At 55.7% G+C, this 23,191-nt stretch carries 19 protein-coding genes and 3 tRNA genes; 11 read left to right on the forward strand and 11 right to left on the reverse strand.

The window, feature by feature from the left end; genetic code table 11:
• Positions 1–211 precede the first annotated feature (211 nt).
• The gene (locus IAE50_RS08540) at positions 212–1,399 is read left to right on the forward strand and encodes a NupC/NupG family nucleoside CNT transporter (protein ID WP_023479798.1); all 1,188 of its coding nucleotides are present in this window, start codon (positions 212–214) and stop codon (positions 1,397–1,399) included.
• Between the two features lie 43 nt (positions 1,400–1,442).
• On the opposite strand, the gene IAE50_RS08545 is transcribed toward IAE50_RS08540, so the two are convergent.
• The 3 genes from IAE50_RS08545 to IAE50_RS08555 all read right to left on the reverse strand — a co-directional run bounded on the left by IAE50_RS08545 (position 1,443) and on the right by IAE50_RS08555 (position 3,984).
• Positions 1,443–3,614, reverse strand: a complete 2,172-nt coding sequence (locus tag IAE50_RS08545) for an EAL domain-containing protein (protein ID WP_200580039.1) — start codon at positions 3,612–3,614, stop codon at positions 1,443–1,445.
• Between the two features lie 177 nt (positions 3,615–3,791).
• Positions 3,792–3,867: transfer RNA gene (locus IAE50_RS08550), tRNA-Ala, on the reverse strand.
• A gap of 41 nt (positions 3,868–3,908) precedes the next feature.
• A tRNA-Ala gene (locus IAE50_RS08555) sits at positions 3,909–3,984 on the reverse strand.
• A gap of 220 nt (positions 3,985–4,204) precedes the next feature.
• Here IAE50_RS08555 and IAE50_RS08560 point away from each other — a divergent pair.
• Positions 4,205–4,564 carry a YfeC-like transcriptional regulator gene (locus tag IAE50_RS08560; RefSeq protein ID WP_094421437.1) on the forward strand — a complete coding sequence of 120 codons (360 nt, stop codon included), beginning with the start codon at positions 4,205–4,207 and terminating at the stop codon, positions 4,562–4,564.
• Between the two features lies 1 nt (position 4,565).
• Positions 4,566–4,958, forward strand: coding sequence for a YfeC-like transcriptional regulator (locus IAE50_RS08565; RefSeq protein WP_200580040.1), 393 nt, complete (start codon positions 4,566–4,568; stop codon positions 4,956–4,958).
• Positions 4,959–4,987: 29 nt separating this feature from the next.
• On the opposite strand, the gene IAE50_RS08570 is transcribed toward IAE50_RS08565, so the two are convergent.
• Entirely contained in the window at positions 4,988–5,329 is a 342-nt protein-coding gene (locus IAE50_RS08570) for a RamA family antibiotic efflux transcriptional regulator (RefSeq protein WP_023479912.1), read from the reverse strand.
• A 37-nt stretch (positions 5,330–5,366) separates the two neighbouring features.
• Complete coding sequence (locus IAE50_RS08575; RefSeq protein ID WP_200133445.1) at positions 5,367–6,467, reverse strand: MBL fold metallo-hydrolase; 1,101 nt, start codon at positions 6,465–6,467, stop codon at positions 5,367–5,369.
• A 193-nt stretch (positions 6,468–6,660) separates the two neighbouring features.
• Between IAE50_RS08575 and IAE50_RS08580 the strand changes: the two genes are divergently transcribed.
• Positions 6,661–7,251 (forward strand): TetR/AcrR family transcriptional regulator, encoded by a 591-nt coding sequence (locus IAE50_RS08580; protein WP_200580041.1) that lies wholly within the window; start codon positions 6,661–6,663, stop codon positions 7,249–7,251.
• Positions 7,241–7,606, forward strand: a complete 366-nt coding sequence (locus IAE50_RS08585; protein WP_200580042.1) for an MmcQ/YjbR family DNA-binding protein — start codon at positions 7,241–7,243, stop codon at positions 7,604–7,606. Before IAE50_RS08580 ends, IAE50_RS08585 begins: the two co-directional genes overlap by 11 nt.
• Here the strand turns inward: IAE50_RS08585 and IAE50_RS08590 are convergent.
• The gene (locus tag IAE50_RS08590) at positions 7,603–8,475 is read right to left on the reverse strand and encodes a helix-turn-helix transcriptional regulator (RefSeq protein WP_225975657.1); all 873 of its coding nucleotides are present in this window, start codon (positions 8,473–8,475) and stop codon (positions 7,603–7,605) included. The two genes, IAE50_RS08585 and IAE50_RS08590, sit on opposite strands and share 4 nt — an antisense overlap.
• Positions 8,476–8,582: 107 nt before the next feature.
• On the opposite strand from IAE50_RS08590, the gene IAE50_RS08595 reads away from it, so the two are divergent.
• Positions 8,583–10,007, forward strand: a complete 1,425-nt coding sequence (locus IAE50_RS08595) for an MFS transporter (RefSeq protein WP_200580043.1) — start codon at positions 8,583–8,585, stop codon at positions 10,005–10,007.
• A gap of 54 nt (positions 10,008–10,061) precedes the next feature.
• On the opposite strand, the gene pheP is transcribed toward IAE50_RS08595, so the two are convergent.
• The 4 genes from pheP to IAE50_RS08615 all read right to left on the reverse strand — a co-directional run bounded on the left by pheP (position 10,062) and on the right by IAE50_RS08615 (position 16,404).
• A complete protein-coding gene (gene pheP / locus IAE50_RS08600) occupies positions 10,062–11,459 on the reverse strand; it encodes a phenylalanine transporter (protein WP_200580044.1) in 1,398 nt (465 codons plus the stop codon).
• Between the two features lie 114 nt (positions 11,460–11,573).
• On the reverse strand, positions 11,574–13,514 hold the full coding sequence (locus IAE50_RS08605; protein ID WP_200580045.1) for a methyl-accepting chemotaxis protein: 1,941 nt from the start codon (positions 13,512–13,514) through the stop codon (positions 11,574–11,576).
• Positions 13,515–13,813: 299 nt separating this feature from the next.
• Entirely contained in the window at positions 13,814–14,074 is a 261-nt protein-coding gene (locus IAE50_RS08610; RefSeq protein WP_023479829.1) for a DUF2534 family protein, read from the reverse strand.
• 131 nt (positions 14,075–14,205) lie between these two features.
• Positions 14,206–16,404, reverse strand: a complete 2,199-nt coding sequence (locus tag IAE50_RS08615; RefSeq protein WP_375286732.1) for a TonB-dependent receptor — start codon at positions 16,402–16,404, stop codon at positions 14,206–14,208.
• 517 nt (positions 16,405–16,921) lie between these two features.
• Between IAE50_RS08615 and IAE50_RS08620 the strand changes: the two genes are divergently transcribed.
• The 4 genes from IAE50_RS08620 to IAE50_RS08635 all read left to right on the forward strand — a co-directional run bounded on the left by IAE50_RS08620 (position 16,922) and on the right by IAE50_RS08635 (position 21,292).
• A complete protein-coding gene (locus IAE50_RS08620) occupies positions 16,922–18,040 on the forward strand; it encodes a YbdK family carboxylate-amine ligase (RefSeq protein ID WP_200133448.1) in 1,119 nt (372 codons plus the stop codon).
• A gap of 220 nt (positions 18,041–18,260) precedes the next feature.
• Entirely contained in the window at positions 18,261–20,168 is a 1,908-nt protein-coding gene (locus IAE50_RS08625) for a methyl-accepting chemotaxis protein (RefSeq protein ID WP_200580047.1), read from the forward strand.
• Positions 20,169–20,241: 73 nt separating this feature from the next.
• Complete coding sequence (locus IAE50_RS08630) at positions 20,242–20,484, forward strand: DUF1158 family protein (protein ID WP_023479876.1); 243 nt, start codon at positions 20,242–20,244, stop codon at positions 20,482–20,484.
• Positions 20,485–20,692: 208 nt separating this feature from the next.
• On the forward strand, positions 20,693–21,292 hold the full coding sequence (locus IAE50_RS08635) for a nitroreductase family protein (RefSeq protein WP_076770240.1): 600 nt from the start codon (positions 20,693–20,695) through the stop codon (positions 21,290–21,292).
• Positions 21,293–21,356: 64 nt separating this feature from the next.
• Here IAE50_RS08635 and gltX read toward each other — a convergent pair whose 3' ends face one another.
• Positions 21,357–22,772 (reverse strand): glutamate--tRNA ligase, encoded by a 1,416-nt coding sequence (gene gltX / locus IAE50_RS08640; protein ID WP_124967654.1) that lies wholly within the window; start codon positions 22,770–22,772, stop codon positions 21,357–21,359.
• A gap of 256 nt (positions 22,773–23,028) precedes the next feature.
• Between gltX and IAE50_RS08645 the strand changes: the two genes are divergently transcribed.
• Positions 23,029–23,104: transfer RNA gene (locus IAE50_RS08645), tRNA-Val, on the forward strand.
• Positions 23,105–23,191: the final 87 nt, after the last annotated feature.

The raw sequence follows: 23,191 nt of genomic DNA on the forward strand, positions 1-23,191 counted from the left end.
CGACAACATTTACCGCAGCGTTATGTTATGAGTCTAGCAGCGTGACGCAACTTTTCACGGCCTTTATTAACATACCTGAATTGTATGTTTGATCACTAATTTTGAGTCTGGTCACAGGACATTAATATAGTGTGCCTTTGATCTCGTTTTCTTTTGTCTTGTTACATAGAATGTGCACGAAATTCCTACCCGTCTCATATTTGGAGCAAATATGTCCCGCGTTCTGCACTTTGTCCTGGCGCTTGCTGTTGTGGCGCTGCTTGCCTTGCTCGTGAGCAGCGATCGCAAAAAGATCCGCATCCGCTTTGTTATTCAACTGCTGGTGATTGAAGTTGTGCTGGCCTGGTTCTTCCTCAACTCTGATGTCGGCCTTGGCTTCGTAAAAGGCTTCTCCGAGATGTTTGAAAAACTGCTCGGCTTTGCCAACGAAGGCACCAACTTCGTCTTCGGCAAAATGAATGACGAAGGCCTGGCCTTCTTCTTCCTGAAAGTGCTCTGCCCGATCGTCTTTATCTCTGCGCTGATTGGTATTTTGCAGCACATTCGCGTCCTGCCGATTGTGATTCGCGCCATCGGTACGGTGCTGTCGAAAGTGAACGGCATGGGTAAACTGGAATCGTTTAACGCGGTCAGCTCCCTGATTCTGGGTCAATCTGAGAACTTTATTGCTTATAAAGATATCCTCGGCAAAATGTCACGCAACCGCATGTACACCATGGCCGCGACAGCAATGTCGACAGTTTCGATGTCAATTGTGGGTGCCTACATGACCATGCTGCAGCCGAAATATGTCGTCGCGGCGCTGGTGCTGAACATGTTCAGTACCTTTATCGTGCTCTCGCTGCTCAACCCGTACCGCGTGGATGAGAGCGAAGAGAACCTGCAGATGGCGAAACTGCACGAAGGTCAGAGCTTCTTTGAGATGCTGGGTGAATACATTCTGGCAGGTTTCAAAGTGGCGATTATCGTTGCGGCGATGCTGATTGGCTTTATCGCGCTGATTTCCGGCCTGAACGCCCTCTTCGCAGCCGTGCTGGGCATCTCCTTCCAGGGCATTCTGGGGTACATCTTCTACCCGGTTGCCTGGGTGCTGGGCGTACCGGCTCATGAAGCGTTGCAGGTAGCGAGTATCATGGCGACTAAACTGGTCTCCAACGAATTCGTGGCGATGATGGATCTGCAGAAAATTGCCTCCACCCTCTCTCCGCGTTCGGAAGGTATCCTCTCGGTCTTCCTGGTATCCTTTGCTAACTTCTCCTCTATCGGCATTATCGCAGGCGCGATCAAAGGCCTGAACGAAGAGCAGGGCAACGTGGTTTCCCGCTTTGGTCTGAAGCTGGTTTACGGTTCGACGCTGGTGAGCGTGCTCTCTGCGGCGATCGCGGCGCTGGTTATCTGATTCGAATATGCTTTAACAAAAACCGGGGCATGCCCCGGTTTTTTTATGCCAGCTGCTGCGGCTTGCCGAGCAGATAGCCCTGCAAATAGTCGACGCCCGCATTGAGCAGCAGCTCGCGCTGCGCCTCACTCTCCACGTACTCGGCCACCACCGTCAGACCTTTGGCCTTTGCCAGATCGCATATCGCTTTCACGATCATCGCATCCTGCGGATCAGTGAGGATATCGCGCACAAAACAGCCGTCGATTTTGATGATATCCGCCTTGATGCGCTTTAAACGCTCGAAGTTGGCGTAGCCGGTGCCGAAGTCATCAATAGCGATCTTAAACCCCGCCTCGCGTAAGCGCGTGATATTACGGATGCTCACTTCCGAGTGGGAAAAAGCCTGCTCCTCGGTAATTTCAATAATCACCGCCTGCGCGGCGATGCCGTAGCGCGCAAACAGTGCAAGAAACTGGGTAGCGAAGGATTGCTGCATCAGGGTCAGCGGCATCAGATTGAGGGAGAAACGCGCCTTTGCAGCGGGCTGCGGATGCGCCTGCATCCATTTCAGCAGCGTTTCGACGACCTGCATATCGAAGCGCGAACCGAGATCAAACTGGGCAATCACCGGAATAAACTGGTCGGGCATGATGATATGGCCATCGCTGACCAGCCTTGAGAGGATCTCGTGATAGCCCTCGCCATTGGCATCGACGATGGGCTGGGCATAGAGCGTAATCCCGCTCTCCTCCAGCGCCCGTTTCACCCTCTCCAGTTGCAGCACGCGCTCAGTGGTCTGGGTATTCACTTCCGCCAGGCTGTTAGTGAGCGCCAGCACACGATTTTCGCTGTCCGTCTGCTCTGACAGCCAGCTCAGCTGGCCGAGCGTCTGCTGCAACGCCTCCCGGTTGCCCTGCAGTTCGCCCCACGAGGCACCGAACTCAATCTCCAGCGGGTTCTTATTCCAGCAGATGCGCTGGCTGTTAAGGCGATCCAGCATCGAGTGCAGGCGCGCCAGGGTTTCTGGCCCACTGAGTAGCAGGAGTAATTCATTACCGGGCAGCTGAAAGAAATGCTCTCCTTCACGCAGCCAGGGTTGCAGCGTGCGGGTGACGCTGCGCTTCACATGTACGCGCATCATCATGCCAAAGTGGCGGCTGAGGAAATCGAGATTTTTCATATGCAGGCAGCAGACGATACTGCCCGGCTGGCGCTCCACTTCTCTTTCCAGCGCGCGCAGATTGGGCAACCCGGTGAGGGGATCGCTCATCGCTTGCGCCTGCCAGCGCCGCTTTAGCCACAGGCTGCGGTTGAAAACGCGGATGTTATAGAGCAGGCAGACGGTGAAACAGATCAGCACTGACATGACAAATGCCAGCGAGTAATCCGCTCGTACGCCATGAAAGAAGTTGTTGTTATAGGCCAGTAACAGGAAAGCCGAAATGGACCAGCTCAGCGTCAGAAACGTGCCCGGCAGGCGGCTACAGCCAAAGTTGAAGATAATAAAGATCACCGGTACCAGATAACCGGCAATCAGATCTGATTTATAGGGTGCGCATAGAAGCGCCACAACGGTGATTAATGTCGCCAGCCAGCCCAGGCTAAATAAACGTTTTCTTTTGCTAAAACAGGGAATAACGCTACGACGCCACCACACTTTTTCGAAGCGCGGATTGAGGATCATGCGCATCGGATAATAAACAATCATGGTGAAAATCAACGCCGAACACATCAAACTCTGAATATCGATTATTGAGAATATTAACGAACCGCTGCCGAAATAATTGGAGAGATAGACCGGATAATTAAGCCACTCCCCGGCAAGATACATCGATACTTTTATCCCGACGGGCGCAATAAATCCCAGCCATAAAATGCGTACCCCCATATTTTTATTGGGAATACCGTAACGCCAGCGCGAACCAAGCTGCCAGCGAACAATGCCGCACACGATAAAGAGAATAAACAGCTGGCAGAAGAGCAGCACTGCCGCTTCGTCGAAAGGCAGATGAAAAGCAATCTCATTAATGATGGCGGAGCCGATAATGAGCGGCGCAATGGCGTGACGACCAAATAACAGCAGCAGCGCCAGCGTAACGCTTAAGGGTAACCAGGCGAGATAAATATTGCCGCCATCAACGACCGTTTTCGGCGAAATATAACGGGCTACGGGAATGGCCACCAAGCACATCATTAACGCCAGAAGAAACGGCTTCACGTAACCGGATTTCATAAAATAATGTCGGCTCTGGTGGTTAAAAAATAATTACCATGAATAATAGGTTTATTGAAAGAGTGAAGCAAGCAAGGGAAATGGGCGAGAAAATAGCAGAGATGCATCTTTATCAGACAACAGCGTAGAGAAAACCTGAAACAAAAAACCCCCGCGTAAACGCGAGGGTTCAAATTTTGGTGGAGCTAAGCGGGATCGAACCGCTGACCTCTTGCATGCCATGCAAGCGCTCTCCCAGCTGAGCTATAGCCCCACAATGTTACTTTACGCACCAGTTCCGTTGGGTTCGGAATTTGGTGGAGCTAAGCGGGATCGAACCGCTGACCTCTTGCATGCCATGCAAGCGCTCTCCCAGCTGAGCTATAGCCCCATCGCGTAAAGCGTGTCGTGTTGACGGGCGGCATGATATGAATTCCCTTGTCAGGTGTCAACGGCAAAATCACCGCCCCTTTATCAACCGCTGAAAAAGCATGCAATTGAATCCCCTTGCGAAGCGCCTCGCAGCCAGCAGTTAAACCTGTCACATTTTCTTCTAAAATGGTGCTATAACATAAACCACTAATTACCCTTACTACTCACCGGGAAATTATATGCTCAAGGAACGAATGACGCCGGAAGAGCTGGCTACGCTTACCGGGTACAGCCGGCAAACCATCAATAAATGGGTGCGTAAAGAGGGGTGGATCACCTCGCCAAAACCTGGCGTTCAGGGAGGAAAAGCCCGCCTGGTTCACGTTAATGAACAGGTTCGCGCCTTTATCCGCAGCGCGCAGCGCAATGAACTCTCCCCTTCTACCGACAACGCCAGCAGCGACGCTTCGCTGGAAGCACTTCTGCTCAGGCTGGCAAAAGAGATGACAGACGCCGAGCGCACTCTGCTCTCTTCAATGCTTTTACGCGACGGCATCACCGGCCTGTTGCAACGTTTAGGGATCCGCGACCAGAAATAAGATGAACACATTACCAAGCAAAATGACCACCGCTGAGTTAGCCAACCGCCTCGGCGTCACACGACAGACCATCAACCGCTGGATCAAACGTCACAAGTGGAAAACCGAGAGTCTCCCCGGCGTAAAAGGGGGCCGCGCCCGCTACGTATTGATCACGGATAAAGTGCTGAGCCTGGTGATGGAACTGCCCGCCATGCGCCACAGCGGTTTTAACAGCTCGCTCGCCGAACCGCCAACGCCCTATCTCACCGCGCCAGGCACCATGCAAAATATCATCAACGCCTTGCAGATGCTTACCGCTGACGAACTGCACCAGCTTGAAGTGCTGCTGGCACGGGAAGGGCTGAGCACCTTTTGCAGCCGCTTAGGTATTAAGCAGACGATACAAGAGTGAAAAAACCGGCCAGATGCCGGTTTGTACTGTTAATGGGTGTGCTGATGGTTTTCACGCCGGTAGGCTCCCGGCGGCTGGTTAAAGGTGCGGGTAAAGATCCGCGTGAAAGTTTGTTGCGAATCGAAGCCATATTTCAGGCAGATGTCGTAAACCTTCTGATCGGTGTTGCGTAAATCCTGCGCGGCGCGCGCGAGTTTGCGCTCGCGGATATAGCGCCCGAGGCTCTCCCCTTTGTACTGCAAAAAGAGCCGTTGCAGATGCCACTTGGAGTAGCCTGCGTGCGCGGCAATCTCATCAATACGCAAGGGTTGATGAAGATTGTCGTCGATCCACTCGACGATAGTGTCGATAACCTGAGCGGAAATAGTCATGCTGCGATCCCCCCTGCACTTCGATTAATTAAACGGTTTATTCCCACCAGGCGCTGAATGTTTGCGCCGTATCGGCCGCAAACACCACTTCGCCCAGCTTCGGTGTCAGTAAGCGAAACTCTTTATCGCGGCTGGCAGCCGCTAAACGTTTGTACGGATCGTCCCAGCTGTGTTTTGCCAACACAAAACGCCCGGCATGGCCCGGCAGCACTGCGCGTGCCTGCAGATCCTGCGCCGCCTGCGCGCTCTGCTCCGGCATCATATGAATATATTTCCACGCCTCGTCGTACTGCCCATTTTCCATAATGGCAATATCGATGGGGCCGAACCTGTCGCCGATGGCCTTAAAGTGCGGGCCATAACCGCTGTCGCCGCTGTAGTAGACTTTGCGTTCAGGCGTGACAAACAGAAAGCTGGCCCACAGCGTCTGGTTGCGCTTCAGCCCACGGCCGGAGAAGTGACGCGCGGGCAGAATATTGACGCTAAGCGTATCGCTGACCTGCACGCTCTGCTGCCAGTCCGCCTCCTCAATCTTCGCCGCCTCCATCCCCCAGTAACGCAGATGGGAGCCGACACCGAGTGGCGTAACAACGCGTTTGATCTTCGGCATCAGCGCCTTGATGGTGGCGTGATCGAGGTGGTCATAATGGTCGTGGGAGATAATCAGCAGATCGATCTCCGGCATACTCTCTGCGGTCCAGACGCCGTTACCGGCAAACGCTTTATTGAGAAAGGAGAACGGCGCGGCGTAGTCGCTCAGCACCGGGTCGATCAGGATGCGTTTGCCCGCCAGCTGCATATACCACGAGGAGTGCCCCATCCAGACCAGCGTATCCTCCTGCAACGGCAGCGCCGCAAGATCGGTTGCCACCATCGGTAGCGGCTGCTGCGGGCGCGCGTTTTCGCGTTTACCGAAGAGAAAATCCCACCACAACGCCAGCTTATTTTGCTCACCGGTAAAGCCCGGCGTCGGCAATGTATTGTGAAATGCGCCATCGCGGTAATGGGGCGATTTTTCCACGGCGCTGAGCGCCTCACCCTGCGGTGGCTGGCCAAAACCGGCATTCAGAACAAAAGGTAAGCTTGCAGCAGACGCAACGAGCATAACGACAACCACGCTGATAGTGAGACGTTTCATATCCTGACCCGGCTAAATCGATCCCATCCGTTGAGACGATACTCATTGAACTTGATTATGAGTGAGTAAGCACTCATTATAGAAACGAACATTAAATCGTCAAGACGATTTTTCGTTGTTTGATATTCGACGTTGCAGCCTCTCAAAGGGCATGTTTCAATCGTGGTTTTTGTAAAAAGCGGAGAAAAGCGGCGTGGCTCGTCCGAAGAGTGAAGATAAGAAACTGGCATTACTGAAAGCAGCAACCAAAGCGATTGCCCAGTCGGGGATTGCCGCCTCAACCGCGCTTATCGCCCGTAATGCAGGCGTCGCGGAAGGGACACTGTTTCGCTACTTCGCCACCAAAGACGATCTGTTGAACGCGCTCTATCTGCATCTGAAAACCGATCTTTGCGGCACCATGCTGGCGAATCTCGACCGCTCCAGCAGCGATTCGAAGGTGCACACCCACTCCATCTGGGACAGCTATATCGACTGGGGTATTCGCCACCCCAACGGCCATCATGCGGTGCGCCAGATCGCCATCAGCGAAAAGCTGACCGCCGGAACCAAGCAGCAGGTAGCCGATATCTTCCCGGAGCTGCATGAGCTGTGCCACCGCTCGGTGCGCCCGGTTTTCCTCTCGGATGAGTACGCCGCCTTTGGCGATGCCATTTTCCTGGCGATGGCGGAAACCACCATTAACTTTGCGGGACGCGATCCCTCGCGGACCAAAGAGCTTAAGCGCCTCGGCTTTGAGGCGATGTGGCGCGCGCTGGCGAAGGAGGAAAACGATGGAGAGTAAAACCTTGCAGGAGAGCGCTCATCGCTACGCGCTGTCGCTCCCCTTTACCGAGCACTGCTGGCCGTTTGGCCCGGAACATGACGTCTTCAAGGTGTGCGGCAAGATCTTTATGATGACCACCACCGCCCACGGCAGGCCGATGGTAACGATGAAATCGGAGCCGCAGACTGCCCTGCTTAACCAGCAGATCTACCCCAGTATTGAACCGGGCTATCACATGAATAAAAAGCACTGGATCTCGGTCTACGCAGGCGATGAGATTGACCTCCCGCTGCTCGAATCCCTGATCCAGCACGCCTGGGATCGCGTGGTCGACACCCTGCCGCGAAAAGATCAGAAGCGCCTGCGTCCTTAAGCATTCTGCGCCAGCCACTGCAGCGCCTGCTCGCCCTGCTCATCCACCGGCATATAGACCAGTAACCGCGATCCGTTGCGCGGCGCGGAGTACCAGTACATCTGCTGCAGGGTAATCGTGCCGAGCTGCGGGTGCGCAAAGACCTTGACCTTATTCTCCACGCCGCTCACTTCATAGTGCTTGCGCCACAGCGTTTCAAACTCCGCCGACGCCGCGCAAAAGCGTGCCAGCTTCGCTTCCCATATCGCATCCCCGCGGTGCGCGGCCATGGCCGCCCGGAAATAGGCAACGAAAGTCGAAAGCACCTGATCATCCAGCCCAAGGCGGCTGCGCCACTGCGGATGGGTTAAGTAGAGATAGATGCAGTTGCGGTCATCTTCCGGGATCTCGTCAAACTTGATGCCCATCAGGCGCTCAAACCCGGCATTCCACGCAACAATATCGAAATTGGGTTTCTGGATACTGGCAGGATTCGGCAGCAGGCTGTCCAGCAGGCGGCGCGTGCTGTCGCTGATGCCTTCGCACTGCGGGGAGTTGAGCGCTTCGGTCGGCGCTAGCCCAGCCAGCAGAAAAAGATGCCGCGTCTCGGTTGGCGTGCACTGCAATGCGGAGGCTATCGCCTGCAAAACATTAGCCGAGGGGTTCACCTCGCGGCCCTGCTCCAGCCAGGTGTACCAGGTGACGCCAACATCGGCTAGCAGCGCCACCTCTTCACGCCTGAGGCCCGGCGTGCGCCGCCGGCTGCTGCGCGGCAGGCCGAGCCGCTGCGGGTCGAGGCTTTCGCGCCGCGCGCGCAGAAACGCGCCCAGCTGTTTGCGGCTCTCTTCAAGCAGCGCCAGCTGCGGCTGTTTATCCACCATCAACGTCATAAACCCTCCAGCATGGTAGTGCCAGTACCCGTATAGGCAAGAACTGGTACCCGTTTTCTCATTCGGCGATGCTACGTCCATCTGATGAATGACGCAATGGAGTTACCATGAATACGTCTGCTGTTTCTCCGGGCCGGGCGGGCCTGTTTTTACTGTTAACCGGGCAGATGCTGCCGCTGATTGACACCTCAATCACCAATGTGGCACTCGATTCCATCACCCTGTCGTTACACACTTCAGCCACCCAACTGGCGCTGGTTGTCGCGCTCTACGGCGTGGCATTTGCCGTCTGTCTGGCAATGGGCAGCAAACTGGGGGATAACCTCGGCCGCCGCCGCATCTTTTTATGGGGCGTTGCGCTGTTCGGCATCGCCTCGCTGCTGTGCGGGCTGGCGAACTCGGTCTCTGCCCTGCTGGCGGCCCGCACGCTACAGGGAATGGGTGCGGCGCTGATTGTGCCGCAGATCCTCGCCACTTTGCATGTCACGCTGAAAGGCACTGCGCATGCCCGCGCCATCAGTCTCTACGGCGGGGTGGGCGGCGTGGCGTTTATCATCGGGCAGATGGGCGGCGGCTGGCTGGTGTCGGCGGATATCGCCGGGCTTGGCTGGCGCAACGCCTTCTTTATCAATGTGCCCATTTGCCTGCTTGTGCTACTGCTGAGCCGCCGCTACGTGCCGGAAACCCGCAGCGAACAGCGCACGCGCATTGACTGGCAAGGCACGACTGCACTGGCGCTGATCCTCTGCTGCCTGCTTTTCCCGCTGGCATTAGGCCCGGAGATGCACTGGCCGTGGCAGAGCAAAGCGGCGCTGCTGGCCCTCTTCCCGCTGGCGCTGTGGATGCGCAGCAGCGCGGTGCGGCAGGAGAAGCGCGGCATCACGCCGCTGGTGCCGCCACGCCTGCTTAAGCTGCCGAGCATCCGCTTTGGTTTGCTGATTGCGCTGCTCTTTTTCAGCGCCTGGGCCGGGTTTATGTTCTGCATGGCGCTCACCTTACAGGCCGGGATGGGCATGACCCCCTACCAGTCCGGAAATAGTTTTATCGCCCTCGGCGTCGCCTATTTTATCGCTGCCTGGTATGCGCCGAAGCTGATTAGCCGCTACAGCATGCGCACCATTTTGTTGACCGGGCTTACCATTCAGATTGCCGGTTTGCTGACGCTGATAGTGACTCTGCACCTCTCAGGCCGCGTGGTCGGCGTGCTGGCACTCGCCCCGGCAACCCTGCTGATTGGCTACGGCCAGGCGCTGATCGTTAACAGCTTCTACCGTATCGGCATGCGTGACATCACCGCCCAGGACGCGGGCGCAGGCAGCGCGCTGCTCAGTACGCTGCAACAGTCGGCGCTCGGTCTGGGGCCTGCGCTGCTCGGCGGCATCTTTCTTCACCTTGTCGGCCAGTCGCACGGCGACTACAGCGCGGCGCTAAGCGGTTTTCTGGCAACAGAGGTGGTGATGATGCTGGCGCTTGTCGCAGCGGCACTCGTTGCCCGTCGGCAGTTAGCGCCCCGCTGCCCGACCAGTGCCTGAGGCAAATAAAAACGCCAGCACGGAGGCTGGCGTTTTCTCTTTTGATACTGAGGCTTATGCGCGCTTCGGTGTCCGCCGCAGCAGTTTGAAGGCGGTAAACAGGAACACAATCCACACCGGCAGCAAAATGGCCGACAGGCGCATATCGTCGATGGAGTACATCAGGCCGAGAATAAACAACATAAAGCCGATGCAGAGGTAGTTGCCCGCCGGAAAGAGCAGCGCTTTGAACTGCGGATCGCGCCCTTTGCGGCGCATCGCGGCGCGGAACTTCAGGTGCGCCAGCGAAATCATGATCCAATTCAGCAGCAGAGTGGCGACCACTAACGCCATCAGCATGGCAAAGGCTTTCTGCGGCAGCAGATAGTTCACCAGCACCACCAGCGAGGTAATCGCGCCGGAGAGGATCAGCGAGTTGACCGGTACGCCGCGACGGCTGACGCGCGTTAAAAACGCGGGCGCATTGCCCTGCACCGACAGGCCAAACAGCATCCGGCTGTTGGAGTAAACGCCGCTGTTATAGACCGACAGTGAAGCCACCAGAATGACGAAGTTGAGTGCTGAAGCAACTAAATTGCTGTCAAGTTCGTGGAAGATCATCACAAACGGGCTGCTGTTGGCCTGCACGTCAATCCACGGATAGAGCGCCAGCAGCACCACCAGCGAACCGATGTAGAAGAGCAGAATACGGTAAACCACCTGGTTAACCGCTTTTGGAATGGTGGTGTGCGGCTCGCTCGCTTCCGCGGCGGTGATACCAATCAGCTCAAGGCCGCCGAAGGAGAACATAATCACGGCCAGCGACAGCACCAGCCCATGCCAGCCGGTGGCGAAAAAGCCGTTGTACTGCCAGAGATTATTAATGCTTGCGCGTTCGCCGCCGTGGCCAGTGAACAGCATCCAGATGCCAAAGCCAATCATGCCGATAATTGCCAGCACTTTGATCAGCGCAAACCAGAATTCGGTTTCGCCATACAGGCGCACATTGACGAGGTTAACGGCGTTGATGATAACGAAGAAGGTGGCGGCCCAGACCCAGGTCGGGATATCGGGGAACCAGTACTGCATATAGATCCCGGCGGCGGTCAGTTCCGCCATGCCGACCAGCACAAACATTGCCCAGTAGTTCCAGCCGGAGAGGAAGCCCGCAAATGGCCCCCAATACTTAAAGGCGAAGTGGGAAAACGATCCGGAAACCGGCTCTTCAACCACCATTTCACCGAGCTGGCGCATAATCAAAAAGGCGATAATGCCGGCGATGGCGTAGCCGAGTAACACCGCAGGCCCGGCCATCTGAATTGCCGGACCGATGCCGAGAAACAGCCCGGTGCCAATCGCGCCGCCAAGAGCAATAAGCTGAATATGACGGTTCTTTAATCCCCGTTGTAGCGTCGGCGCTGCCTCCGACGCGGTCCCGGTCATGTTCCCCACGACCTGTGACGCGTTTTTCACGTCCTTCCCCTTTGTGGTTTCATTTAAAGGGGCACCTTTTAACATCTCCGCCAGGGGCTGGCAAGAAATGGTACCGGCAGCGGGGAGCCTGTACTAACCGACTCCCCGCTCCAGTCAGGCCTGCAGACGGAACTGCTGTACGCTCTGCGCCAACTGCTCTGCCTGATCTTCCAGCGACGTTGCGGCGGCAGCCATCTCCTGCACCAGCGAGGCGTTCTGCTGCGTTACGCCATCCATTTCGTTGACCGCAATGGTCACCTGACCGATGCCTTTGGCTTGCTCATCGGAGGCGCTGACAATTTCATTGATGATGGACTGCACCGAGTTCACCGCCTGGGTCATCTCCTGCATGGTTTTACCGGCATCGTTCACCAGCTGCACCCCGGTTTCCACCCGTTTACCGGACTCTTCAATCAGCGCGCCAATCTCTTTCACCGCATCGGCGCTGCGGCTAGCCAGATTACGCACTTCCGAGGCGACCACGGCAAAGCCACGCCCCTGCTCTCCGGCACGTGCCGCTTCCACCGCGGCGTTCAGCGCCAGAATATTGGTCTGGAAAGCAATGCTGTTGATAATGGCGGTGATATCACCGATCTTCTTCGCACTATCGTCAATCTGCGACATGGTTTGAACCACCTGGCCCACCAGCGCTTCGCCGCGGCTGGCAATCTGCGTGGCATTGGCGGTCAACGCGGTGGCATGGTGCGCATTGTCGGCGTTGTGTTTAACCGTGGCGCTGAACTGCTCCATACTGGCGGCGGTCTGCTCCAGCGCGGCGGCCTGCTGCTCGGTACGTGACGAGAGGTTGATGTTGCCGCTGACAATCTCGCCAGCGCCCTGGCGCACAGAACTGCTCGCCTCCTGGATCTGCCCGACCATCTGGCGCAGTTGGTCCTGCATGGTGTGCAGCGCATAGAAGAGGCTGCTGCGATCGCCCTCTTTCACCACAATAACGTTATCGAGTTTGCCTTCGGCGACCGCCAGCGCAATGCTCGCCCCCTCCAGCGGCTCACCGCCAATCGGTTTCAACACTTTGCGGCTAAAGAGCACACCCAGCAGCGCGCTGACCAGCAGGATGCTGATAATGCCAAGGATCACGGCGTTAAGCAGCTGGCGGTTAGCGGCAGCCATCACCTGGCTGACCGGCGCAACGATGCCCAGATACCAGTTATCGGTGCTGTTACCGATGGTGATGGGCTGCCAGGTCACCAGCGCTTTTTCGCCAAGGATCGGATCATCCTGCTCCACCACACTGGTGGTAAAGCCTTCGGTATTGCCAGGGTAGGGTTTACTGGTCAGTTTCTTATCCGGGTAGGAGATCACTTTTCCCGAGGTAGAGAGCAGCATCGCATAGCCGCCGCCTTCCCACGGTTTGATCTGGTTCACTTTCTGTTGCAGTGAAGCCAGGGAAATGTCGGAGGTGACCACCGCGTTGAGTTTGCCGTCATTAATGATTGGCGCGGCGACCGAGGTTAACAGCGTCGGGACCCCGTTATAGGCATAGCTGTAGGGTTCGATCAGCGTATCTTTTTGCGTGCGTTGCGGCACGAGGTAGTAGTCGCCCTGCCCCGGCGTAAAGATCGAGAGCAGCGGATGCATGGCATATTTACCGGCAGGATCGCGATCGGCAAACACCGCATAGCGCCCTTTGGGAGCCTGATCCGGTTTACCGGCAAACTCCGCGTCGCGACCATCGAAGGCGTTCTCTTCAAAAATCACTGACACGGAGAGGTAGTCCGGGTTATCGCGCACCGCATACTCAATTAACTTATTCGCTACGTTACGATCGGTGATCCCGGCCTGCGGCAGCGCGGCCAGGCTGTGGCCGAGGTTATGCGCCACATCGCGCGCATAGTTAAGCTGTTGCTGAATATTGAGCGCCTCACTGCGGGCGATTTTTTGCAGATATTGTTCGGCGAGCGCTTTTTGCTGATTGCTGGACTGCCAGCTCAGTACCCCGATAGTGACCACAAAACCGAGGGTGATGGTGATGGCGCCCGTCAGCAGCATTTGCGCGCGGGTGCTCATTTTTTTATTCACGAATTGTCTGGCCATTACGGCTCTCCTGGAGTCAGCCTTATGTCGTCAATGTTCCTTGCAGCATGCACTCCCTGTAGCAATGCTATCGGCGATTATTTTTTGATCTTTAATTGTTAAAAATGGGCAGACGGGAGAGGGAAACACGCCCTTTCCGCCAGCAAGGCAGCAGGCTAGCGCGGCGCTATATGTAGCGGCAGTTAACTTAACGGGCAGTAATGCTTAATACGGAGTTTTCGACTACGTGAGGGGCAATAACTTTATTTACATAATGTGATAACGGAAACTGCCCCGGTGGAGAAACCGGGGCGAGAGGGTCAGCCGCGATCGTCTTTCGGGCCGAGGAAATAGAAGCCAAACGGCAGCGAGCCGATGATGGTGAACATCAGGCTGTAAATCGCCACCCATGCGCCCTGCATGATAAACATCGAGGTGGTCCAGGAGGACATCGGCAGATTGTATTGATCCTCAACGCCTTCGAAGGTCACTTTTGACACCACGCTTACGGCAATCAGGAAGACCACCAGCACCGCGCAGAGAAATTTTTTCCCGTCGCGGGTTCGTAGTTTTTCCAGCATCTCACTCTCCTTTTATGTGGATTTTCTGTGCCGCGAGTGTAACCGATCTGCTGTTTAAATGTTGTGATTGAGCAAATAAAAGGCAGCATGCCGGATAAGCTGAGCGCGCTCCGGCCTGCTGCCATTTGAGGTTAAAAATCGTAGCTCATTGACACTTTCAGCTCACGGCCACCGCCCTGATAGATATAGGTGCCGTTATCTTCAACGCTTGCCCAGTAGCTCTTGTTGGTGACGTTATCCAGCCCGACGCGCCATACCATCTCGTTGCGATCGGCATTCAAGCGCATGCGGTAACGCGCACCGAGATCGAGGGTGGTGTAACTGTCCAGCTTTTTGCTGTTCGCCGCATTGGCGTACTGGGATCCGGTGTGATTGACTCGCGCCGTTGCCGTCAGCCCCTCAACCGCAGCGATGTCATACTCCGCGCCCAGCACCGAGTAGAAGCTCGCCACGCCAACCGGTTTATTGCCCTGATTGATGCCATCCTGAGTTTTGGTCATCTCGGCGTCGATCCAGGTTGCGCTGCCGTTCAGGCGCAGGCCGAGCGTCGGCTCGCCAAATACACTCAGCTCAACGCCGCGGTTGCGCTGCTCGCCGCTCAGCTCATAGATATTGGTGCTGCTGTTCTGAATAGCCGACGGTTTCTTAATTTCAAACAGCGACAGCGTACCGCCAATACGGCCAAAGTCCGTTTTCACCCCCACTTCATTCTGTTTCGAGTGGGCGATGCCGGTAGTTTGATACTGGTTCGCCGCCCCTTCTGGCGCGGTGCTGCCCGGTTGCAGTGCTTCGGTATGGTTGGCATAAAGCGAAACGACTTCCCACGGTTTGTAGACCACGCCGTAGGTCGGCATCCAGCGATCTTCAATAAAGCGCGCATTGCGGTTCTCGTCACCGGTGGCATTGTTGTAACTGTGAACCCACACTTTCTGGTAACGCGCGCCTGCGGTGAACAGCAGCGTATCGTCAAGCACGCCCAGCGTATCGCTCAGCAGCCAGCCCTGGGTGCGGTTGCGCCCGGTGGTTAACGGATCGCTGTAGTTGCCGCCGGTCAGGCTGTAATCCGGCATCGGCACCGCGCTGTTGTTGTAGATATTGACCAGCGGATTCTTCGACGACATGCGCCAGGCGACTTTGTCCTGCTTGATGCTGGCGGAGTAACCGACGTTGACTTTGTGCGACACCGGGCCGGTATCGAAGTTGCCGCGCAGGCCCGCCATGCCGCTCCAGCTATCGCTGATGCGATTGGTGTCGAGGCGACCAATCGTCGCATCGCCCGCTGCGTTAATCACTTTCGGCCCGCCATAGACGCCCTGCTCATGAGAGTGCTGGCCGCCAAAAGCGGCGTAGGCCGTCCAGATATCGGTGAGATCATACTCGGCGCGCGCGAGGCCAAACTCGTTTTCGATATCACTCCACGCCCACTTCTGGCTGGTGTTTTTGCTGTTACCCGGCACGGCGGGCACGAAATCGATGTTGCTAATATTGACCCCCATCGAACCGCCGTGGAAGGTCTTCTTCTGGTAGCCGACATCAAGGGAGCTACGCAGGCGCTCGCCGCGATAATCGAGGCCAACGGAGGCAACGGTGGTGCGGCGCTTATCATCTTCAACCGTGGTTTCACCCTCGCGGTGCAGCAGGTTAACGCGCACCCCGACCTGGTTGTTATCGCCATAACGCCGCCCGACATCCAGTGAACCGCCGAGCTGCGAGCGCGAGGAGTAATCGACGCCGAGGCGCGTCAGCGGGGTATCTTCAGCGTGTTTCGGCTCAAGGTTAATCATGCCGCCGACGCCGGAGGTGGCCGCGCCGTTCATTAACGCATTCGCCCCTTTAAAGATCTCGATGCGATCGAGCATCTGCGTATCGACCACCTGGCGCGGCACAATGCCCGCCAGGCCGCCCATCAGCATATCGTCGCCATCGAGTTTAAAACCGCGAATGCGGTAGGTTTCCGCCATATTGCCGTAGCCCTGGCTGACCTGCACCCCGGCATCATTGCGCACCACATCGGCGATAGTCTTCGCCTGCTGATCCTGCACCAGCTTCGAGGTATAGCCGATCACGTTAAACGGCACATCCATCGCCTTCTGTTCGCCCAGCATGCCAAGCCGCCCACCGTAGGCCACCTGGCCATCGAGATAGGCCGGCACCAGCGCGTCGCCGCCGGGTTTAAAATCGCTGCCGCTGGTGGACTGGACAATCAGCGTCTCCTCTTTCGTTCCGCTGGCGGGTGTTGCTGCCTGTACGGCATGCGTCGCCGCGCCAATCGCGAGCGCAAGCAAGCTCTTGCGCAAAGGTGACCAGGTATGTTTGCTGTTATTCATCATCGACTCATATCGAAGTGGAGAAAAAGGCCCGCATTCAGGCCGGATGGTTAAGGGCATCAGCCAGAAAGCTGGTCGCCATTGCCTCTCCCCGCCTGCCTTTTCGCGTTAGTTGACTGTGTGTGCGGGCGGGTAATATCCCGGTTGTGATGGCGTACTGCGCCGCGGCAACGCCATCAAACACCAAAGAGAATGAGAACTATACTCATTAACCTTAATGAGGCAAGCATAATTGACTCTATTCCCCTGCATCGATCGCGTTGATAACGGAGAGTGCAATCTCATACAAAATAGAGGGTTGACCACGAAGATGATAAAGATTATCTTTCGCATTACCGAATAGTTGAGTGTCTCACTCAGGTATTCGGTACGACATTGCTCACATTGCTTCCAGTATTTTTTGCCCGCCGTTTGTGCGGGCTTTTTTTTGCTTTTTTCGCCCTCCTTTCCCTCCCGCTGCGCCGGGCATAATTAGCGATTCCCTTCCATACTCAAACAAACATTTGCGTAAGGAATGGTTATGCCTTTGCCCGATTTTCATGTCTCTGAGCCCTTTACCCTCGGCGTTGAGCTGGAGCTGCAGGTGGTTAACCCGCCGGGCTACGACTTAAGCCAGGACTCATCCCGGCTGATCGACACCCTTCAGCACCGCGTCAGCGCCGGTGAGGTTAAGCACGACATCACCGAAAGCATGCTGGAGATCGCCACCGGCGTCTGCCGCGATATTCGCCAGGTTGCGCATCAATTTTCGGCGATGCACCACGCCATTTTGCAGGCCGCAGGCGAGCACCACGTGCAGATTTGCGGCGGCGGCACCCACCCGTTTCAGAAGTGGCAGCGGCAACAGATCTGCGCAGATGAGCGCTATGCCCGCACGCTGGAGATGTTCGGCTACCTGATGCAGCAGGCAACGGTGTTTGGTCAGCATGTCCATGTCGGCTGTACCAATGGTGATGATGCGATTTATCTGCTGCACGGCCTGTCGCGCTTTGTTCCGCACTTTATCGCCCTGAGCGCCAGCTCGCCCTATATTCAGGGCACCGATACGCAGTTTGCCTCCTCGCGGCTCAATATTTTCTCCTCATTCCCGGATAACGGCCCAATGCCGTGGGTGGCGAACTGGCAGGAGTTTGAAGGGCTGTTTCGCCGCTTAAGCTACACCTCGATGATTGAGAGCATTAAGGATCTGCACTGGGATATTCGCCCGAGCCCCGGTTTCGGTACCGTTGAAGTGCGGGTGATGGATACGCCGCTGACTATTTCCCACGCTGTCAGCCTGGCGGGCTTTATTCAGGCGCTGTCGCACTGGCTGTTGGCTGAGCGTCCGTTTAAATTCCAGGAGCGGGACTACCTGCTGTATAAATTCAACCGTTTTCAGGCCTGCCGCTTTGGTCTGAAGGGGGTGATAACCGATGTGCATACCGGCGAACAGCGCACCATTGCTGATGATGTATCGCATCTGCTGGAGAAGATCGCGCCGTGGGCCGATAAGCTTAATGCCAGCAGCGCGCTGGATGACATTGCCGTCTGCGTTAAACGCGGCAAAAGCGAAGCGCAGCTGATGCGGGAATTTATTGCCGATGGCGGATCGTTAATTGGCCTGATGAAAAAGCATACTGAAATTTGGGCCGCCGGATAACCCATATCTTATTTAAGGTTATTTTTTTGCCGTGGGGATATTTCACCTGCGGCAAACTCTTTTTCCGTTGATTAACAGAGAGATTTCTTAAATAACTAATACTTATGGAGTAGCGGTATTTCCTGAGAATTGATAAATATCAACAACCCCTGCATTAAAATAAAGGCCGCGCGTAATCACTCCGATAACAAATATATACACGCGAACAAGAGGCCTATTTATGAAGTGGATTTACCGTATCTCGATGAAGTCAAAACTGCTATTAGCTCTGCTGCCTCTGTTGTTTGCGCTTATCTGGCTTGCCGCCAGCGGCATCATGTCACGCGTTGAGACCGGCCAGCAGATGCATACCATCATTTCATTAACAACGCTGGCGAAAGAGGCCGGGAGCGTTATTCATGAATTGCAAAAAGAGCGCGGTTTAAGTGCAGGTTATATCGGCAGTAAAGGCCAGCAATTCAATAATGAGTTATCCACGCAATATCCCGTCTCGACAAAAGCGCTGACACAATTAACCGCGCTGCTCGACCAATTCCCGGAACAGGACGCGAATAGCGATATTCGCCAGGCGCTGGCGCAATTTCGCCAGCATCAGCAGGGTATTAATGGCTTTCGCGACCAGGTGCGCGCATTAAGCGTCAATGGATCGGATTCGCTGGTGTGGTACAGCACCATTATTAATGACCTGCTGAATGTGGTCGGTGGTATTAGCCAGTTAACGGATAATGGCGAGATTGTTAACCAGCTGGCGGCCTACTACAGCGTGCTGAATGCCAAAGAGCAGAGCGGTATTGAGCGCGCGCTGCTGTCGAACGTCTTCTCCGCTGACCGCTTTACCGAGGCGCAATTCCGCCAGCTTAATGAAGTGGTGGGTAAACAGGCCTCATGGCTGGCGGCAACCCACGCGTTTAGCTCCGCAGAGGTGAATGCGAAAATGAACGCGCAGCTCAACTCTCCAGAAGCCCTTAACGCCCTCTCTTTACGCCAGACCGCTATCGATCATGCCGCTACCGGCGGTTTTGGCGTTGCGCCCGCCGACTGGTTTAACGCCCAGACCGCGCGCATTAACACGCTAAAAGCCGTTGAAAATGCCGCGTCTAATCACCTGCTTATGACCGCGCAGAAACTGGCCGATGAAGCCTGGCGCGAAGTAACGCTGTTCGCGGTGATAAGCGTTATCGCACTGGTTATCGCCCTCTTCTTTGCCGTGCTGGTGGCCAGCAGCATTCACCGCCAGTTGCAGCACTCACTGGCAACCATCGAAGGGATGGATGGCGATCTGACTCAGCGCCTGGATGTGCCGGGCAGCGACGAGCTCTCTCTGCTTAACCGCGCCTACAACCAGGCGATCGAAAATATTCAGCATATCGTCAGCGAGATCAAACATGGCGCCGGCGTGCTGCGTGGTGCCAGCTCGGAGATCGCCAGCGGCAACCAGGATCTGGCCTCCCGCACCGATCAACAGGCGGCCTCGCTGGTGGAAACCGCCGCCAGCATGGAGCAGATCGCCACTGCGGTAAACATGACCGCCGACAATGCCAATGAAGCTAAACGCCTGACGCAGGAGATGGAGAAACAGGTGCAGGAGGCGAGCCGCGTGGCGGGTGAAACCAGCAACAGCATGTCGGCTATCCGTTACTCCAGTGAACAGATCTCCAATATTGTCAGCTCAATTGATGAGATCTCGTTTCAGACCAACCTGCTGGCGCTGAATGCCGCGGTGGAAGCGGCACGCGCCGGTGAGCTGGGCAAAGGCTTTGCGGTGGTGGCATCAGAAGTGCGTAACCTGTCACAGCGCTGCGCCAACGAGGCACAGCAGATCCGCGAACTGGTGAGTAAAAATATGGATCAGATCCAGCAAGGCGTGGCGCTGGCGCAGGCATCGGATCGCGCGCTGCATGCGGCTCGCGAGAATACCGGCCAGATGCTGTCGTTTGTCAGCGATATCGCCCACGCGGCTAATGAGCAGTCGCTCGGCGTCTCGCAGGTGCATGAAGCGCTCAACCAGCTGGAGCAGGTCACGCAGCAAAATGCCGGGCTGGTGGCGAGTGCGGCCAGCGCCAGCCAGCTGCTGGATCAACAATCTGAAACCATGTCAGAGCTGGTTGGCCGCTTCGTGGTCGCCTGAGTAAAGGTCGGGGAACGTTGCGCTCAGGCCAGCTTTCCCCGACAATGCATTTTTTCATCAATGATTAACGCTTATGAAACATCCCCTCGAAACGATGGTCACGCTTGCGGGCATCCTGCTGCTCTCTTTTGTCTCTGTGCTGCTGTTACCTGCGCCGCAACTGGGCATGCAGCTGGCGCAAACGCTGATGCAAACCTTCCATCTGCTGGATTTAAACCAGTTTTATACCCTGCTCTACTGCCTCTGGTTTTTGCTGCTCGGCACCATCGAATTCTATGTTTTACGCTTTATCTGGCGGCGCTGGCTGGCGGTTTAACACCGCGTGGCTCTCTGGATCATTCTAATTTTTTGAATGTTAACGGCAAATTGTTGGACTTTTCTTTATTGCATCCCAGGCCTATGCTTTTTCGAGGCAGCATATTGATGCAATGAATGATCAACCGGTTATAAATTTGCTTCGGGCGCTTTTTCCGCCGTTTGCTGATGACAGCACAGCGGAGGTGCAGATAACTTCAGGAGGAATCATGTCAGATAATTTTCTCGCTTTAGCTACACAACGTAGAACGATCTATGCTCTCGGCAAAAATCTGCCGCTGGCAGAAGATGAGGTGATTGACCTTATTAAAGAAGCGATTCGCCAGGCACCGTCGGCGTTCAACTCGCAAAGTTCACGTGCGCTGATCCTGCTGGGTAAAGAGCATGAGCAGTTCTGGGAACTGACTCGCGCGCAGCTGAAGAAAATCGTGCCGGAAGAGAATTTCCACGGTACGTCGCAAAAATTAGATGGTTTTGCGGCAGCAGCAGGTTCGGTGCTGTTCTTTGAAGATCAGGAAGTGGTGACCCGCTTACAGGAGCAATTCGCCGCGTATGCCGATAACTTCCCGGTGTGGTCTGAACACAGTACCGGTATCGCCCAGTATGCTGTCTGGGTGGCGCTGGCAGAGAAAGGCATTGGCGCTAACCTGCAGCACTACAACCCGCTGGTGGATGAAGATGTGCAGCGCACCTGGAATATTCCGGCGAGCTGGAAACTGCGCGCTCATATGAACTTCGGTTCAATTATGGCTCCGGCAGGCGAAAAAACGTATATGGATGACGATAAACGCTTTGTGGTTGCGCGTTAAGCTGCGCACTGGCGCGTGTCTGAACAATTAAAAAAGCCGCCTTTTCAGGCGGCTTTTTTTTGGCTTACTGCTGGCTTTCACGCTCAGCGATAAAGCCCAGCGCTTTATTGATGCGCTCAATGCTGCGGGTCTTACCAATCGCGTGAACGGTAACATCCAGACCCGGCGACTGACCGGCACCGGTCACTGCCACGCGCAGCGGCATGCCAACTTTACCCATGCCCACTTCCAGCTCATCAGCGGTGGCCTGAATGGCGTGATGGACGTTTTCAGCACTCCAGTCGGTAATGGCGGCGAGTTTGTCGCGAACCACTTCCAGCGGCTGGCGCGCAACCGGACGCAGGTGCTTCTTCGCCGCATCAGCGTCGAATTCCGCAAACTCTTCATAGAAGTAACGGCAGCTTGCCGCCATCTCTTTCAGCGTTTTGCAGCGCTCGCCCAGCAGCGTAACCAGCTCCGCCAGCTGCGGACCGGTGCGGGTATCAATATTTTCCTGCTCAATGTGCCACTGCAGATGGGTAGCAACATACTCCGGCGCCAGGGTGTTGATGTAGTGATGGTTCAGCCACAGCAGTTTGTCGGTATTAAACGCACTGGCGGATTTGCTTACCGCGCCCAGCGAGAAGAGTTTGATCATCTCTTCGCGGCTGAAGATCTCCTGATCGCCGCTGGACCAGCCCAGACGCACCAGGTAGTTAAGCAGCGCTTCCGGCAGGTAACCATCATCGCGATACTGCATCACGCTCACCGCGCCATGACGCTTGGAGAGTTTTTTACCGTCGTCGCCGTTGATCATTGAAACGTGCGCGTACACCGGCACCGGCGCATTCAGCGCTTTCAGGATGTTGATCTGGCGCGGGGTGTTGTTGATGTGGTCTTCACCGCGGATCACGTGGGTGATCTCCATATCCCAGTCATCGACGACAACGCAGAAGTTGTAGGTCGGGGAGCCATCGGTACGGCGAATGATCAGATCGTCGAGTTCCATGTTGCTGAATTCGATCGGACCACGGATCTGATCGTCAAAAATTACCGACCCTTCTTGCGGGTTGGCAAAACGCACCACGCACGGCTCATCAGCAGCGTGGTGAGAATGGTCATGGCGGCAGCGGCCGTCGTAACGCGGTTTCTCATTGTTTGCCATCTGCGTTTCGCGCAGCTGCTCAAGACGCTCTTTGGAGCAGTAGCATTTATAGGCGGTGCCCGCTTCCAGCATTTCATCAATCACCGCGTTATAGCGATCGAAGCGTTTGGTCTGGAAGTACGGGCCTTCATCCCACTCGAGGCTCAGCCAGTTCATGCCATCCATAATGGCTTCGATTGCTTCCGGAGTGGAACGCTCGAGATCGGTGTCTTCGATGCGCAGCACAAACTCACCGCCTTGATTGCGGGCAAACAGCCAGGAGTAGAGAGCAGTGCGCGCGCCGCCAACGTGCAAATAGCCGGTGGGGCTTGGCGCGAAGCGAGTTTTGATTTTCATGAATTGGCCTTACGTTGATAGCGATGCCGACCGTCGGCAATACCTAATAGAAAAGTGGGCGATATTCTATCACTGTGGGCTGATTCCTCAATGTTGTTACCGAAATGGCGCAGCAAACGGGCTATTTTGTTTATAAATCATGCGCTCGCGATCGATTCATCAGCGGTTTGTCTAATTTTACGACGAACGAACAATTTCTTTTGAAAATGCGTTGACTCATTTTCAACTCTCCCTATAATGCGACTCCACACAGCGGGGGTGATTAGCTCAGCTGGGAGAGCACCTCCCTTACAAGGAGGGGGTCGGCGGTTCGATCCCGTCATCACCCACCACAAATTTTGTGGTTCCCGCAGTGTAGATAAGAATGAGAAGTGGGTGATTAGCTCAGCTGGGAGAGCACCTCCCTTACAAGGAGGGGG

This window comes from Kosakonia sp. S42, assembly GCF_016624785.1.
GTDB classification, from domain to species: domain Bacteria; phylum Pseudomonadota; class Gammaproteobacteria; order Enterobacterales; family Enterobacteriaceae; genus Kosakonia; species Kosakonia cowanii.

Bases quoted from the DNA above. Each gene is read 5' to 3' on its own strand.
- IAE50_RS08565 (WP_200580040.1), top strand. From the start codon at position 4,566: ATGAACACATTACCAAGCAAAATGACCACCGCTGAGTTAGCCAACCGC.
- IAE50_RS08540 (WP_023479798.1), top strand. From the start codon at position 212: ATGTCCCGCGTTCTGCACTTTGTCCTGGCGCTTGCTGTTGTGGCGCTG.
- IAE50_RS08625 (WP_200580047.1), top strand. From the start codon at position 18,261: ATGAAGTGGATTTACCGTATCTCGATGAAGTCAAAACTGCTATTAGCT.
- gltX (WP_124967654.1), bottom strand. From the start codon at position 22,772: ATGAAAATCAAAACTCGCTTCGCGCCAAGCCCCACCGGCTATTTGCAC.
- IAE50_RS08585 (WP_200580042.1), top strand. From the start codon at position 7,241: ATGGAGAGTAAAACCTTGCAGGAGAGCGCTCATCGCTACGCGCTGTCG.
- IAE50_RS08615 (WP_375286732.1), bottom strand. From the start codon at position 16,404: ATGATGAATAACAGCAAACATACCTGGTCACCTTTGCGCAAGAGCTTG.
- IAE50_RS08575 (WP_200133445.1), bottom strand. From the start codon at position 6,467: ATGAAACGTCTCACTATCAGCGTGGTTGTCGTTATGCTCGTTGCGTCT.
- IAE50_RS08595 (WP_200580043.1), top strand. From the start codon at position 8,583: ATGAATACGTCTGCTGTTTCTCCGGGCCGGGCGGGCCTGTTTTTACTG.
- IAE50_RS08605 (WP_200580045.1), bottom strand. From the start codon at position 13,514: ATGGCCAGACAATTCGTGAATAAAAAAATGAGCACCCGCGCGCAAATG.
- IAE50_RS08545 (WP_200580039.1), bottom strand. From the start codon at position 3,614: ATGAAATCCGGTTACGTGAAGCCGTTTCTTCTGGCGTTAATGATGTGC.
- IAE50_RS08610 (WP_023479829.1), bottom strand. From the start codon at position 14,074: ATGCTGGAAAAACTACGAACCCGCGACGGGAAAAAATTTCTCTGCGCG.
- IAE50_RS08630 (WP_023479876.1), top strand. From the start codon at position 20,242: ATGAAACATCCCCTCGAAACGATGGTCACGCTTGCGGGCATCCTGCTG.
- IAE50_RS08635 (WP_076770240.1), top strand. From the start codon at position 20,693: ATGTCAGATAATTTTCTCGCTTTAGCTACACAACGTAGAACGATCTAT.
- IAE50_RS08620 (WP_200133448.1), top strand. From the start codon at position 16,922: ATGCCTTTGCCCGATTTTCATGTCTCTGAGCCCTTTACCCTCGGCGTT.
- IAE50_RS08570 (WP_023479912.1), bottom strand. From the start codon at position 5,329: ATGACTATTTCCGCTCAGGTTATCGACACTATCGTCGAGTGGATCGAC.
- IAE50_RS08560 (WP_094421437.1), top strand. From the start codon at position 4,205: ATGCTCAAGGAACGAATGACGCCGGAAGAGCTGGCTACGCTTACCGGG.
- IAE50_RS08590 (WP_225975657.1), bottom strand. From the start codon at position 8,475: ATGACGTTGATGGTGGATAAACAGCCGCAGCTGGCGCTGCTTGAAGAG.